The organism is Kitasatospora sp. NPDC057198 (assembly GCF_042670125.1).
In the GTDB taxonomy this organism is placed as follows: Bacteria; Actinomycetota; Actinomycetes; order Streptomycetales; family Streptomycetaceae; genus Kitasatospora.
This window is the reverse complement of the sequence record NZ_JBHUWH010000227.1, coordinates 1-11,998: the sequence shown is the minus strand read 5'-3', so window position 1 is coordinate 11,998 and position 11,998 is coordinate 1. Positions and strand designations below refer to the sequence as shown.

Annotated in this window: 16 protein-coding genes and 1 pseudogene; 10 read left to right on the top strand and 7 right to left on the bottom strand. The window is 76.5% G+C overall.

Annotated features, from left to right (window positions below):
• Positions 1 to 229 (bottom strand): Dps family protein (locus ACFUEL_RS23745; protein ID WP_380238759.1); only part of this gene is annotated, 229 nt, incomplete at its 3' end.
• 334 nt (positions 230 to 563) lie between these two features.
• Between ACFUEL_RS23745 and ACFUEL_RS23740 the strand changes: the two genes are divergently transcribed.
• Positions 564 to 968, top strand: coding sequence for an SsgA family sporulation/cell division regulator (locus tag ACFUEL_RS23740; RefSeq protein WP_380238758.1), 405 nt, complete (start codon positions 564 to 566; stop codon positions 966 to 968).
• A gap of 91 nt (positions 969 to 1,059) precedes the next feature.
• Here the strand turns inward: ACFUEL_RS23740 and ACFUEL_RS23735 are convergent, their stop codons facing one another.
• Positions 1,060 to 1,497: an ATP-binding protein gene (locus tag ACFUEL_RS23735; protein ID WP_380238757.1), complete on the bottom strand. Its 438-nt coding sequence runs from the start codon at positions 1,495 to 1,497 to the stop codon at positions 1,060 to 1,062.
• A gap of 89 nt (positions 1,498 to 1,586) precedes the next feature.
• On the bottom strand, positions 1,587 to 1,952 hold the full coding sequence (locus ACFUEL_RS23730; RefSeq protein ID WP_380238756.1) for an STAS domain-containing protein: 366 nt from the start codon (positions 1,950 to 1,952) through the stop codon (positions 1,587 to 1,589).
• 372 nt (positions 1,953 to 2,324) lie between these two features.
• Between ACFUEL_RS23730 and ACFUEL_RS23725 the strand changes: the two genes are divergently transcribed.
• The 7 genes and pseudogenes from ACFUEL_RS23725 (at position 2,325) to ACFUEL_RS23695 (ending at position 9,397) form a co-directional block, all read left to right on the top strand.
• Positions 2,325 to 3,956, top strand: a complete 1,632-nt coding sequence (locus ACFUEL_RS23725) for a PP2C family protein-serine/threonine phosphatase (protein WP_380238755.1) — start codon at positions 2,325 to 2,327, stop codon at positions 3,954 to 3,956.
• Positions 3,953 to 5,182: a B12-binding domain-containing protein gene (locus ACFUEL_RS23720; RefSeq protein WP_380238754.1), complete on the top strand. Its 1,230-nt coding sequence runs from the start codon at positions 3,953 to 3,955 to the stop codon at positions 5,180 to 5,182. The genes ACFUEL_RS23725 and ACFUEL_RS23720 overlap by 4 nt, the downstream gene beginning before the upstream one ends.
• Complete coding sequence (locus ACFUEL_RS23715) at positions 5,179 to 5,496, top strand: STAS domain-containing protein (protein ID WP_380238753.1); 318 nt, start codon at positions 5,179 to 5,181, stop codon at positions 5,494 to 5,496. The genes ACFUEL_RS23720 and ACFUEL_RS23715 overlap by 4 nt, the downstream gene beginning before the upstream one ends.
• A gap of 94 nt (positions 5,497 to 5,590) precedes the next feature.
• Positions 5,591 to 6,835, top strand: a complete 1,245-nt coding sequence (locus ACFUEL_RS23710) for a cytochrome P450 (RefSeq protein WP_380238752.1) — start codon at positions 5,591 to 5,593, stop codon at positions 6,833 to 6,835.
• On the top strand, positions 6,832 to 7,839 hold the full coding sequence (locus tag ACFUEL_RS23705) for a YihY/virulence factor BrkB family protein (protein WP_380238751.1): 1,008 nt from the start codon (positions 6,832 to 6,834) through the stop codon (positions 7,837 to 7,839). The genes ACFUEL_RS23710 and ACFUEL_RS23705 overlap by 4 nt, the downstream gene beginning before the upstream one ends.
• A pseudogene (locus ACFUEL_RS23700) lies at positions 7,839 to 8,786 on the top strand (TIGR03557 family F420-dependent LLM class oxidoreductase); the annotation flags it as partial. The gene ACFUEL_RS23705 and the pseudogene ACFUEL_RS23700, both read left to right, overlap by 1 nt.
• Positions 8,787 to 9,094: 308 nt before the next feature.
• Entirely contained in the window at positions 9,095 to 9,397 is a 303-nt protein-coding gene (locus tag ACFUEL_RS23695; RefSeq protein ID WP_380238750.1) for a WhiB family transcriptional regulator, read from the top strand.
• Here ACFUEL_RS23695 and ACFUEL_RS23690 read toward each other — a convergent pair.
• A complete protein-coding gene (locus tag ACFUEL_RS23690; RefSeq protein WP_380238749.1) occupies positions 9,378 to 9,851 on the bottom strand; it encodes an STAS domain-containing protein in 474 nt (157 codons plus the stop codon). The genes ACFUEL_RS23695 and ACFUEL_RS23690 overlap by 20 nt on opposite strands.
• Positions 9,848 to 10,162: a hypothetical protein gene (locus tag ACFUEL_RS23685; RefSeq protein ID WP_380238748.1), complete on the bottom strand. Its 315-nt coding sequence runs from the start codon at positions 10,160 to 10,162 to the stop codon at positions 9,848 to 9,850. The genes ACFUEL_RS23690 and ACFUEL_RS23685 overlap by 4 nt, the downstream gene beginning before the upstream one ends.
• A 132-nt stretch (positions 10,163 to 10,294) precedes the next feature.
• Here ACFUEL_RS23685 and ACFUEL_RS23680 point away from each other — a divergent pair, with 132 nt between their 5' ends.
• On the top strand, positions 10,295 to 10,603 hold the full coding sequence (locus ACFUEL_RS23680; RefSeq protein WP_380238747.1) for a helix-turn-helix transcriptional regulator: 309 nt from the start codon (positions 10,295 to 10,297) through the stop codon (positions 10,601 to 10,603).
• A 45-nt stretch (positions 10,604 to 10,648) separates the two neighbouring features.
• On the opposite strand, the gene ACFUEL_RS23675 is transcribed toward ACFUEL_RS23680, so the two are convergent.
• Entirely contained in the window at positions 10,649 to 10,828 is a 180-nt protein-coding gene (locus tag ACFUEL_RS23675; protein ID WP_380238746.1) for a hypothetical protein, read from the bottom strand.
• 136 nt (positions 10,829 to 10,964) lie between these two features.
• Positions 10,965 to 11,240: a DUF4235 domain-containing protein gene (locus ACFUEL_RS23670; protein WP_380238745.1), complete on the bottom strand. Its 276-nt coding sequence runs from the start codon at positions 11,238 to 11,240 to the stop codon at positions 10,965 to 10,967.
• Positions 11,241 to 11,399: 159 nt separating this feature from the next.
• Between ACFUEL_RS23670 and ACFUEL_RS23665 the strand changes: the two genes are divergently transcribed.
• A complete protein-coding gene (locus ACFUEL_RS23665; protein WP_380238744.1) occupies positions 11,400 to 11,873 on the top strand; it encodes a hemerythrin domain-containing protein in 474 nt (157 codons plus the stop codon).
• The last annotated feature ends 125 nt before the right edge of the window (positions 11,874 to 11,998 follow it).

Below are 11,998 nucleotides of genomic sequence, written 5' to 3'. Positions count from 1 at the left end.
CCCCGATCGCCGACGCCCGCTCCGCCACCTGGTCCGCGAAGTCGCGGGCGGTGGCCACCACCTCGTCGAGTTGCAGGTGGACCGAGCGGAACCGGGGTCCGTACAGGTTCCAGTGGGCCTGCTTGCCGATCAGCGACAAGTCCACGAGATCGACCAGGGCGCCCTGCAGCGCCTCCCCGGCCGTGTCGCGGTCGTGATCGGCCAGCGGGCCGCCGGTGGCGATGTCCATCGTCCGTCCTCTCCTCGTCGGGGGCCGGCCGGCGAGCGCCGACCGGTCGGCCGGTGAACGCCGGCCGCCACTCGGCTGCCCGCCGAACGCGGACGGAAACCCGCCGGAGGCGGGCGGGACCCTCGGGCGCGGGACGTACGGCGGGGCCGGACGGGGTGGGTGGGGCCCTCGGGCGCGGGTGGGGGAGCCTGGCCGCACCGTCGATAACGGTTCTGCATCGTTCGCGTGGAACCGGCCGCTCCGGGTAGCCGCGTCGGCGCCGCCACAGGTCGCCCGGCCGCTCCGCGGGCACACCGCCGGCACATCAGCCACGACCAGGAAAGGGGACCCGCACATGCCCGCCGCCGTGTCCAGGCCGATCTCCGTCACCCTCCCGGAGAGCCCCTACCCCCACGTCCCGCTCACCGGGGAACTGCGCTTCGACCCCGCCCTGCCCTACGGCGTCGGAATGGCCTTCCCGCCGCGCCGCCCCGGCGACGACGAACTCGTCTGGTGGTTCGGCCGCGACCTGCTCGCCGAGGGTCGCCGCGCCCCGGCCGGCGAGGGCGACGTCCTGGTCGCCCCCGGCACGGACGGCCGGGTCCTGGTCACCCTGGGCCGCCGCACCGACCGCGCGGTGATCAGCGTCCCCGCCGAACCGGTCGCCGCCTTCCTCGCCGACACCTTCGCCGAGGTGCCGCCCGGCACCGAGTCCGCCCACCTCGACCTCGACCTCGGCCTCGCCCGACTGCTGGCCTGAGCCCGCCGCAGTCCGGGCCGCCACCGGGCCGCCACCGGGCTGTCACCGGGCTGCCGGTCGGCCGTGGCGGGGGAAGCGGGCCGGGTTCGGTTCAGGCGGTCAGGACGACGCGGATGCGCTTGCCGCCGCCGGGCAGCGGGTGGATCTCCCAGTCGGAGGCGACCAGTTGGATCAGGGGCCAGCCCCGGCCGCCCAGCCGGGTGGGGTCCTCGAGGTTCGCCCGGTCGCCGCGCGGGTGCGCGTCGCAGGCGTCCTCGACCTCGATGGTCAGCACCCGGCCGCCCTCACCCGCCCGCGCGGCGAACCCGGTCACCCCGCCGGCGTGCCGGATCGCGTTGGTGACCAGCTCGGTGACGGCCAGACAGGCGTCGCCGAGCAGCCGGCCGCCGACCGCCGGGTGCCCGGCGAGCGCCTCGGTGACGGCGGCCCGGGCCTCGGCCGCGGTGCGCACCCCCGCCCCGACCCCGGGACGGGGCCGGCGACCGGTCGGGGAGTGCCGCCGGGTCGGGTCGGTCTCGGCGCGGGACATCGGGTGACCTCGAATCGGGCGGGAGGGCGGGAGGACGGGAACGCTGCCTCGGACGGACGGCGGGGCGGACGGACGGCGGGGCGGGCGGGTCACTCCCGGGGGGAGCGCGGCGGGCGGAGCGCGGCGTCCGCGTCCGCCGCGATGTGCAGGTACCCGGTGGCGGACGCCAGGTCGAGCAGCCGGCGCACCGGCTCCCGCAGCGGCCCGGCCAGGACCAGCCGCCCACCGGCCTCCGCCATCCGGCGGTGGGCGTCGAGCAGACCGTGCAGCACCGAGGAGTCGGCGAAGGTGACCTCGGCGAAGTCCACCACCAGCAGCCGGGGCGGGCGGTCCAGCGCATCGGTCAGGCGTTGCACGAAGTCCTGGGCGTCCTCCCAATCGAGCTCGCCCCGCGCCCGCACCACCCCGACACCCGCCGGGCCCGCCGCGGCCGCGCCGTGCGTGTGATCGGTCATGCCGGGCATGGTAGTCGGCCCCCACCCAGGCCCCCGGCCCCGGCCCCGGCCTCCTGCCCCCAGCCCGGCCCTGTTCCCGGCCCGGCCCTGCCCGGTCTGGGTCTCCGGCCGGGGCTGCCGTCCGATCCGGCCCCGGTTGCTGTCCTGCTCCGGCTCCCGCCCTGGTCAGGCTCCCGTCCGACCCCGCCCGACCTTCCCGTCCGGCCGGGGGTTCACCGGTGGGCGGTAGCATGGCGGTTCGGGTGCGGCCCGCCGGATCCGTTCGTACGGCCCGGCAGTTCGCGCCAAACCCGCCGGTCGTGGCGGGCCTCCGGGCCCCGAGCGGTCGGTGGAAACCGAATTGCGAGGTGAGGGCCCGTCAGGGCCCGGACGATGGCAGTTTCGACATCCCCCACCACGACCACCGGCGGGGAGTTCCTCGCGGCCTCCCCCTACCCGGTGGCGGTGCTCGGCCCCGACGGCGCGCTGCTGCACGCCAGCCACAGCGCCCGCCGCCTGCTGACCGGCTCGGGCGGTGGCCCCGCCGGGGTTCCGCACTGGCTGCGCCGGGCGCACCTGGGCCTGGCGGCGGACGGCGCCCGGCCGGACACCGTCCGGCACACCGATCCGGTCGCGGGCCCCGTCGAGGCGCACCCCTCGCCGCGGCCCGACGGCAGTGCGGTGTGGTGGTTCGTCGTCCCGGAGGGCTGTGCGGGCCTGCTGCCGCGGCAGGCCGACGGTGGCGGTGGTCCGTGCGACTGGGAGCTGCTGACCCGGCTGTCCGGCCTGCTGCTGTCCTCGCTGAACGTCGACCGGATCCTGGAGACGGCGGCCCGCCAGACGGCGCTGCACCTGGCGGACGCCGCCGTGGTGGTCGCCCCGGGCTCCGGGCGCACCCTGCGCCTGGTCGGCTGCCTGCGCGGCGGTGACCCCGCGCACACCCAGCTGCGGGCGGACCCGGCCGAGGTGCCCGGTCTGGCCGAGGCGCTGCAGGGCTTCCCCCCGGTGCCCTCGCGCTGGATCGACCCGGACGCCGTCCCGGGCTGGCTGGTGCCCGCCGGCCTGGACCGGGGCGGGGCCGTCCTGGTCACCCCGCTGCCCGGCCACGGCGTCCCGGCCGGGGCGCTGGTGCTGCTGCGCGCGCCGGGCGGCGGGCCGTTCGGCACCGAGGAGGAGGTCTTCGCCCGGATGTTCGCCGCCCGGGCCGGCGCGGCGGTGTCCGCCGCCGTCATGTACTCCGAGCAGGCCGCCGTCACCGACCTGCTGATGCGCGAGCTGCTCCCGCCCGCCCTCGAACACCTCAACGGGGTGGACTTCGCGGGCGGCTACCGGGCCTCCGTCGACCGGGACCGGATCGGCGGCGACTTCTACGACGTCCACCCCGCCGCCGACCCGGACGGCGAGACCCTCGCCCTGCTCGGCGACGTCAGCGGCAAGGGCCTGGAGGCCGCCGTGATGACCGGCAAGGTCCGCAACACGCTGCACGCGCTGCTCCCGCTGGCCGACGACCACGGGCGGGTCCTCAACCTGCTCAACCGGGCCCTGCTGACCTCCCACCACACCCGCTTCGCCAGCCTGGTGCTGGCCTCGGTGCGCCGCGAGGACGACCGGGTGCGGGTCCGGCTGTCGGCCGCCGGGCACCCCGCGCCGATGGTGGTCCGGGCGGACGGCCGGGTCACCGACTCGACCACCCTCGGCAGCATCGTCGGCGTCCTGCCGGAGGCCACCACCCGCACCGACACCGTCCTGCTCGACCCCGGCGAGGCGTGCGTCCTCTACAGCGACGGCATCACCGAGGCCAAGGGCGGGCCGACCGGGCGCGAGCAGTTCGGCGACCACCGTCTGCGCCAGGCGCTCGCGCAGTGCGCGGGCATGCCCGCCGAGGCGATCGTGGAACGGATCCAGATGCTCGCCGCGCAGTGGCTGCGCGAGGGCCGGCACGACGACATGGCGGTCATGGTCATCGCCGCGCCCCCGCGCGGCCACCTGGCCGTGACCGGCGGACGACGGGGACGCACGGCATGACCACCGACACGCCGATCACCGACACGCCGATCACCGACACGCCGATCACCGGTACGGCGACCACCGGTACGGCAACCAGCACCCTCCCGCCCGGCCGGGCCGCCGCGGCCCCGGGTGCTCCGGGCGCTCCGGGCGCCCCGGACGTCCCGGTGCCCGTCCTCACCGAGCGGCTCTGGGAGGCCGTCCTCGGCGGCGACCAGGCCAGGGCCGCCGCCCTCGCGGTGGGGGCGCTGGAGGCGGGGCTGCACCCGGAGGCGCTGCTGCTCGACGTGATCGGGGCGCTCCAGGCCCGGATCGGGCGGGAGTGGGCGGCCGACCGGATCACGGTGATCCAGGAGCACGCCGCCACCGCCGTCAACGAGCGGGTGGTGGCCCTGGTCTCCGGCCACCCCGCGTTCGCCGCCGCCGCCGCTGCCGCCACTGCCGGTGCCACGACTGCCGGTGCCGCCGCTGCCGGGCCGCCGGGTCGCGGGCGGGTCGCGGTGGCCTGCGTGGACGGCGAGTGGCACGCCTTCCCGGCCCGGCTGCTGGCCGAGGTGCTGGTGCTGCGCGGCTGGCGGGTCGACTACCTCGGTGCCCAGTGCCCCACGCCCCACCTGATCGCGCACCTGCACCGCACCGCCCCCGACGCGCTGGCCCTGTCGGCCTCGCTCTCCACCCGGCTGCCCGCCGCGCACACCGCGGTCAGCGCCGCCCAGGCGGCCGGGGTGCCGGTGATCGCCGGCGGCGCCGCGTTCGGACCGGACGGCCGGCACGCCCGGCTGCTCGGGGCCGACGCCTGGGCCCCGGACGCCCGGTCCGCGGCCGAGCGGCTGGCCCGGGGGCTTCCGCTGCCCGCCTCCCCGCACCAGCCCGTCGACGACCTGCCGCACCTCGCCGACCAGGAGTACACCCTGGTCACCCGGAGCTCCCGCGAGCTGGTGGGCGCCGTCATGGCCGCCCTGGAGCGGGAGCACGCCGCCGTCCGCTCCTACACCCCGCTCCAGCGCGAGCACACCCTCGACGACCTGGCCCACATCGTCGAGTACCTGGCGGTGGCCCTCTACACCGGCGACCCGGAGCTGTTCACCGGGTTCGCGGGCTGGACCAGGGAGATCCTGCTCGCCCGCGGCGTCCCGGACGTGCTGCTGGCCGCCGCGCTGACGGTGCTCCGCGGGCAGCTGCGCGACCTGCCGCGCAGCGTCGCCGTCCTGGACGCCGCGCTGCGGACGGGAGCGGTCGCGTGAACACCCGTCCCGCGCCCCCGCCCCGGACGGTCACCGTCCCGGTGGAGGGCGAGCTCGACCACGAGAGCTGCGAGGGCCTCGTCCGGGAGGTCACCCTCCACCTGGCCGCCCGCCCGCCGGTCGAGGTGATCCGGGTGGACTGCGCCGGGATGACGCTGTGCGACTCGATGGGCCTGTCCGCGCTGCTCCAGATCCGCCGGGACGTCGACGCGGCCGGCCGCCGCCTGCGGTTCGACCGCCGCCCCGCCCACCTGGACCGCCTGCTGCACCTCACCGGCACCGCCGGGTACCTGCTCGCCGACGGGCCGGACTGACGCCGCCCCGTCCCGGGCCCGCCACCCGGGGGAACGGGCGGCTCCGGGGCGGGCGCGCCCGTTTCCGATCCTCCGGCCGGGGCAGCCGACGGCCATGGACCGACGACACCAGCCCCGCTGGGACAACACCCTCCCGCTGCTGGCCCGCGGCTACGCGTGGCTCCCCGACCTGCGCCGCCGCCAACCCGGCCCGGTCGTCCGGACCAGGCTGGCGGGCCGGCCCGCGGTCGCCCTGCACGGACCGGACGCCGTCCGGTTCTTCTACGACGAGCGACACGTCGAACGGGCGGGCGCGCTGCCCGAGCCGGTGCGGAGCACGCTCTTCGGGCACGGCGCCGTGCACTCGCTGGACGGCCCGGAGCACCGGCTGCGCAAGGCGATGTTCCTGGCGCTGCTGGCCGACCCGGACCGGGTCCGGGCCCTGGTGGACGAGGTCGGCGCCGCCTGGGAGGCCGCGGCGCAGGACTGGGCCGGGCGGCCCCGGGTGGTGCTGCTGGACGAGGCGGCGCGGGTCCTCACCGAGGGCGTCCGCCGGTGGGCGGGCCTGCCGCTGCCCGAGGGCGGGGACGGCCCGCTCGCCGCGGACCTGGTCGCGATGGTCGACGGCTTCGCCACGCCGGGCCCCCGGCACTGGCGCGGCCGGCTGGCCCGGCGCCGCCGGGAAGCCTGGATCGCCGGGATCGTCGAGGGGGCGCGGGACGGCCGCGCACCGCTGCCGGCCGACTGCCCGGTCGAGCGGGTGGCGCTGCACCGGGACGCGGACGGCGAGCTGCTGGAGCCCCGGGTGGCGGCCGTCGAGGTGCTGAACCTCGTCCGCCCCACCGTCGCGGTCTGCTGGTTCGTCGCCTTCGCCGCCCACGCCCTCCACCGCTGGCCGGAGACCCGCGAGGCGCTCGCCACCGGCGACCCGGCCTACGCGCGGGCCTTCGCCCAGGAGGTCCGCCGGTTCTACCCGTTCGCCCCGTTCGTCGGCGGCCGGGCCGCCACCGACCTGACCCACCGGGGCGAGCCGATCGCCGCGGGCACCACGGTGCTGCTCGACCTGTACGGGCAGAACCACGACCCGGCCCTGTGGCCCGACCCGTACGCCTTCCGGCCCGAGCGGTTCCTGGAACGCCCCGAGGACGTCGGGCAGCTGGTCCCGCAGGGCGGCGGCGACCCGGGCAGCGGCCACCGCTGCCCCGGCGAGGCCGTGGTGGTCGGGCTGCTGGAGGACCTGTCGGTGCGGCTGGCCCGGCTGGAGTACGTGCTGCCCGTCCAGGACCTGGCCATCCCGCTCGGCCGGATGATCGCCCGGCCGAACAGCGGCTTCGTGATCGAGGCGGTCCGGGTCGGATGAGCGCGCACCGAACGGACCACCGGACGGGCCGGGGCACCCCGGACGGGCCGGCGGAGGTGCCGGCCCGCGGCTGGCTCGCGGTGATGCGGCGCACCGCGAAGGAGTTCCTGGACGACGAGCTGCCGGACCGGGCCGCCGCACTGACCTACTACGGGGTGCTGGCGGTCTTCCCGGCACTGCTGGTGCTGGTCTCCGGGCTCGGGCTGCTCGGGCGCTCCGCGACCGACACCGTCCTCGACAACCTGCAGCAGCTCGCCCCCGGCCCGGCCCAGGACGTCCTGCGCACCGCGGTCGAACAGCTGCAGGGCGGGCGCGGCGCCAGCGGGGTGCTGGCCGTGGTCGGCCTGCTCGGCGCGCTGTGGTCGGCCTCCGGCTACGTCGCCGCGTTCATCCGGGCGTCCAACGCGGTCTACGACATCCGCGAGGGCCGGCCGGTGTGGAAACTCACCCCGCTGCGGGTCGGGCTGACCCTGCTGATGATGGTGCTGCTGCTGGCCAGCGCGGTGATCGTGGTCTTCACCGGCCCGGTGGCCGAGCGCGCCGGGGACGTCCTGGGGCTCGGCCCCACCGCCGTGGCGGTCTGGTCGGTCGCCAAGTGGCCGGTCCTGGTGCTGCTGGTCTGCGTCATGATCGCGCTGCTGTACTGGGCGGCCCCCAACGTGCGCGGCCGGGGCTGGCGCTGGATCTCCCCGGGCAGCCTGCTGGCCGTCCTGCTCTGGCTGGCGCTCTCCGGCGGGTTCGCCGCGTACGTCGCCAACTTCGGCTCCTACAACCGCACCTACGGCACCCTCGCCGGGGTGATCGTCTTCCTGGTGTGGCTGTGGCTGTCCAACCTGGCGATCCTGCTCGGCCTGGAGTTCGACGCCGAACTCGCCCGCGAGCGGGCCGTCGAGGGCGGACTGCCGCCCGACGAGGAGCCGTACGTGCCGCCGCGCGACACCCGCAAGTGGCCCGAGGGGGAGACCGCCCCCGACATCGAGACGAACCGAGACGAGGAGCAGTGATGACCGAGTACGGGTTCTTCCTGTCCTGCGAGGAGTTCACCCCGCAGGAACTCATCCAGCAGGCCGAACGGGCCCGGGAGGCCGGGTTCAGCAGGCTCGCGATCTCCGACCACTTCCACCCGTGGAACGAGGCGCAGGGCAACAGCGCCTTCGTCTGGTCGGTGATCGGCGCGCTCTCGCAGGCCGTCGACCTGCCCGTCACCACCCTGGTGACCTGCCCCACCGTCCGGCTGCACCCGGCGGTCACCGCGCAGGCCGCGGCCACCTCCAGCGTCCTGCTGGGCGGCCGCTTCGCCCTCGGCGTGGGCACCGGCGAGGCGCTCAACGAGCACGTCCTCGGCGACCGCTGGCCCTCCTTCGCGGAGCGCGCCGAGATGCTGGAGGAGGCCGTCGGGGTGATGCGCGAGCTGTTCACCGGCCGCCAGGTCAGCCACCGCGGCCCGCACTACACCGTCGACAACGCCCGCCTCTACACCGCGCCGCCCGGCCCGCTGCCGATCCTGGTCTCCGGGTTCGGCCCCAAGGCCGCCGCCACGGCCGCCCGGATCGGCGACGGCTTCGTCACCATGACCCCCGACCCCGACCTGGTCGCCGCCTTCCGGGACGCGGGCGGCACCGGCCCGGTGGTCGGCGGGCTGAAGGTCTGCTGGAGCGCCGACCGGGACGCCGCGATCGACGAGGTGCACCGCCGCTGGCCCACCGAGCTGCTCCCCGGCGAACTCGCCCAGGTGCTCCCCACCCCGGCGCACTTCGAGCAGGCCAGCACGCTCGTCACCCGGGAGATGGTCGCCGACGCGGTGGTCTGCGGCGACGACGCCGACGCGCACACCGAGGCGCTGCGCGCCTACGCGCGGGCCGGCTTCGACGAGGTGTACGTCGGGCAGATCGGCCCCGACCAGGACGCCTTCTTCGAGGCGTACCGGACGCGGGTGCTGCCGGCCCTGAAGGACGCCGACCCGGGCCCGGCGGCGGCCCCGGACCCGGACCGGCCGCTGGAGACGCCCGAGGCCCGGATGACCGGCGAGGGCGCCCCCGCGCCCGACGAGAGCAGCAAGGACGCCGGGGACGGCCCGGAGTTCGCCCGCACCGACCCCGGCCGCTGAGCCCGGCCGCTGAGCCCGGCCGCGGCCCCCGGGCCCGGCGTCCGGCCCGCTGCCGCCCCCGGCCGCCGATCGTGCCGGAACGGACGTGCATGACCTGGGGCGCAGCGGTTAGACGGCGGTTGTTCGATTGACTCCGTTCGGAAGGCACCGTCGTGACCAAGGTCTCCCGCCTCCCCGGCGCCCAGACGCACCACTGGGACTGGCAGCTCGAAGGCTCCTGCCGCACCGTCGGCAGCGAGGTCTTCTTCCGACCCGCGAACGAGGGCCGCGCCGAGGCCAGGCAACGCGAGCAGGCGGCCAAGCGGGTCTGCGCCGGCTGCCCCGTCCGACTGGAGTGCCGGCGGCACGCCCTCGCCACCCAGGAACCCTACGGCGTCTGGGGCGGCCTGACCGAGGAGGAGCGGCGCGCCCTGCTGGTGCGTCGCGAGCCCGCCGTCATCCCCACCGCCGCCTGAACGCGGTGCCGCGCCCAGGGCCGACCGGATCCCGGTCGGCCCTCGGCGTTCCCGGCGGCCGCGTCCCGGCGCACCGCCGGGCCCGGACCGGCGCGCGGTCCTCGATCGGCAGGTAGGGCCCGGACCGGGTGATCTCCAGCACCCGGCGCACGCAGCGCGACGGGGAGTCCAGGGCCAGCGCCACCCCGAGGGCGCGGGCCTCGTGCCGGGCCCGCAGCAGGGTGTCCAGGGCGGACGAGGTGAACAGGTCCACCGCGCGCAGGTCGACGGAGAGCCGGGCCGGCCGGGAGTGCAGGCCGTCCCGCAGGGCCAGCGCGAACACCCGCTGGTTGTCCTGGTGGAGGGCGCCGGTCAGGGCGCACCGGACGGTGCCGCCGCTGCGCCGGGTCTCGATCCGCAGATCGGGCGTGCGCAGCACGACGGGCGGCGGCTGCCGCCGGTGCCTGGGCGTCACCTGGTGGCACCGGCCGGGGTCGCGTCCGGAACGGTACGGGGCGCGGGCAGCACCCCGGCCGCGGCGGGGGAACCGATCGCGGGGGAGCCGGCCGCGGCGGTGTCGGCCGCCGCGCACAGGGTCTCCCACAGCGCCGCGGCGTGGCCGAGCAGCTGCCCGGTGGCCGGGGCGCCCTCCGCGGCGGCCGCGAGGTAGGCGCGCACCCCGGCGACCGCGTACCGCAGTTGGGGCGGCAGGGCGTCGACGGCGCCGGTGCCGGCGGTCAGGACCTCGACGAGGTGCTCCAGCCGGGCTCGGGTCGGAACCTCCACCACATCACCTCCAGGTGCCGGTACGGGGCCGGTACGTGTCCACTCTCCCCGTACACACGACATGCGTCAATGAATACACGAAAATTATGTCATGCATTGGGAGTCGTGAATCGCACTGCATATCCTGGAGCGGTGGAGAGAGCCGTCGAACCCAGCCGCCAGTGGACCTTCCTGACCAACCACGCCAGGGTGCTGATCCAGATCTACCGGGACCCCGGCATCCGGGTCCGGGACATAGCCGTCCGCTGCCTGCTCACCGAGCGCGCCGTCCAACGGATCATCTCCGACCTCGAGGACGCCGGGTACCTCTCCCACGAGCGGCTCGGCCGCACCAACCACTACCACGTCATCGACGGCCAGCTGCGCCATCCCGCCGACGCCGGACCCACCATCGCCGAACTGCTCTCGGCCCTCCTCACCCCGCCGCCGAACACGCCCTGACCCCCCGCCCCGGGCCGGGCAGGGGGTCAGGCAGCGGGAACGGGGTCAGGGAGCCTGGGTGTCCGCCGCCGGCGGCTCGGGCTCTTCCTCCCCGTCGTCCTCGGCCTTGGCCCGCACGTCGGCCGGGGTCGGCGCGGTGATCTCGCGCTCCTCGGCCGAACGCTCGCGCACGCTCTCCCCGGGCGCCTCCTCGGCGGCCCGGTCCTTGCCGTCCTGCGTGGTCATGGCTGCTCCTCTCCTGTCCCCGCCCGGTCCCGTCCGGTCGGGATCACCGGGCGACTACCCCCGACCCCGGCGCCCACACGGGCCGACCGGGTGAACCCGACCGCCCGCCCCGACAGCCCGCCCCGGCCGTCCGCCGTCAGCGCCGCCCGCCCGGCCACACACCGGTCACCCGCTTCCAGGCGGCCGCCCCGGACCGGTCCAGCGCGGCCTTCACCAGCGCGAACACCGCGCCCTGGAGCGTGGCGGCGATCAGCACCTGCCGCCAGCCCCGGTCCTCGTCCGTCGCGTCCGGCGCGTCGTCCTCGTGGGCGACCCACTGCCACACCTGCTTGAACACCGCCCCCGCCAGCACCCCGCCCAGCGCCCCCACCGCCAGGCCGACCGGCTTGTACACCACCGCTGCCGCCTTCACCGCAACCTCCTCCACCGGGCCTTCCACCGGGTACGCCCCGGCGGCTGCCCGGCGGCCCCCACCGCAAACGGCGCCCCCCGCGGGCGGCGGGCCGGTTGCCCCGGCCGGTTCGGGGTAACCGAGGCCCGTCCCACCCCAAGCCCGACGGAGGAAGGCCCGATGGACGCGATCGTGCTGCTCAAGGAAGACCACAGGACCGTCGAGAAGCTCTTCAAGGAGTTCGAGGAGGCCGGCGACCGGGCCTTCGTGACCAAGCGCCGGATCGTCGACCGGGTGATCGAGGAACTCACCGTCCACACCGTCATCGAGGAGGAGGTCTTCTACCCGGCGGCGCGGGAGGCCGCCCCCGGGACCGCCGACCACGTCCTGGAGAGCGTGGAGGAGCACCACGTCGTGGTGTGGATGCTGTCCGAACTGGCCGGCCTCGATCCGCAGGACGAGCGCTTCGACGCCAAGATGACGGTGCTGATGGAGAACGTCCGCCACCACGTCGAGGAGGAGGAGCGGGACTGGTTCCCCGAGGTCCGCGAGGCCATGGGACGCAACCGCCTCCTCGAACTCGGCGAACGCCTGGAGGCGGCCAAGGAGACCGCCACCCGCGACCCGCTGAAGGTGCCCAGCGCCACCGAGTGACCACCGCCCCGCCCGCCGAAGGGCCCGCGGCCCCCGCACCGCAGGCGGATTCCGGGGGTCGTCGCAACACGTGGCTGTAGGCCGTGGAGTCCAGCGACAGGGTCCGGCTCCGGTGCAGGCAGATG

Excerpts from the sequence above, each read along its gene's own strand:
- ACFUEL_RS23665 (WP_380238744.1), top strand. The coding sequence starts at position 11,400 with ATGGACGCGATCGTGCTGCTCAAGGAAGACCACAGGACCGTCGAGAAG.
- ACFUEL_RS23720 (WP_380238754.1), top strand. The coding sequence starts at position 3,953 with ATGACCACCGACACGCCGATCACCGACACGCCGATCACCGACACGCCG.
- ACFUEL_RS23730 (WP_380238756.1), bottom strand. The coding sequence starts at position 1,952 with ATGACCGATCACACGCACGGCGCGGCCGCGGCGGGCCCGGCGGGTGTC.
- ACFUEL_RS23705 (WP_380238751.1), top strand. The coding sequence starts at position 6,832 with ATGAGCGCGCACCGAACGGACCACCGGACGGGCCGGGGCACCCCGGAC.
- ACFUEL_RS23740 (WP_380238758.1), top strand. The coding sequence starts at position 564 with ATGCCCGCCGCCGTGTCCAGGCCGATCTCCGTCACCCTCCCGGAGAGC.
- ACFUEL_RS23735 (WP_380238757.1), bottom strand. The coding sequence starts at position 1,497 with ATGTCCCGCGCCGAGACCGACCCGACCCGGCGGCACTCCCCGACCGGT.
- ACFUEL_RS23710 (WP_380238752.1), top strand. The coding sequence starts at position 5,591 with ATGGACCGACGACACCAGCCCCGCTGGGACAACACCCTCCCGCTGCTG.
- ACFUEL_RS23675 (WP_380238746.1), bottom strand. The coding sequence starts at position 10,828 with ATGACCACGCAGGACGGCAAGGACCGGGCCGCCGAGGAGGCGCCCGGG.
- ACFUEL_RS23725 (WP_380238755.1), top strand. The coding sequence starts at position 2,325 with ATGGCAGTTTCGACATCCCCCACCACGACCACCGGCGGGGAGTTCCTC.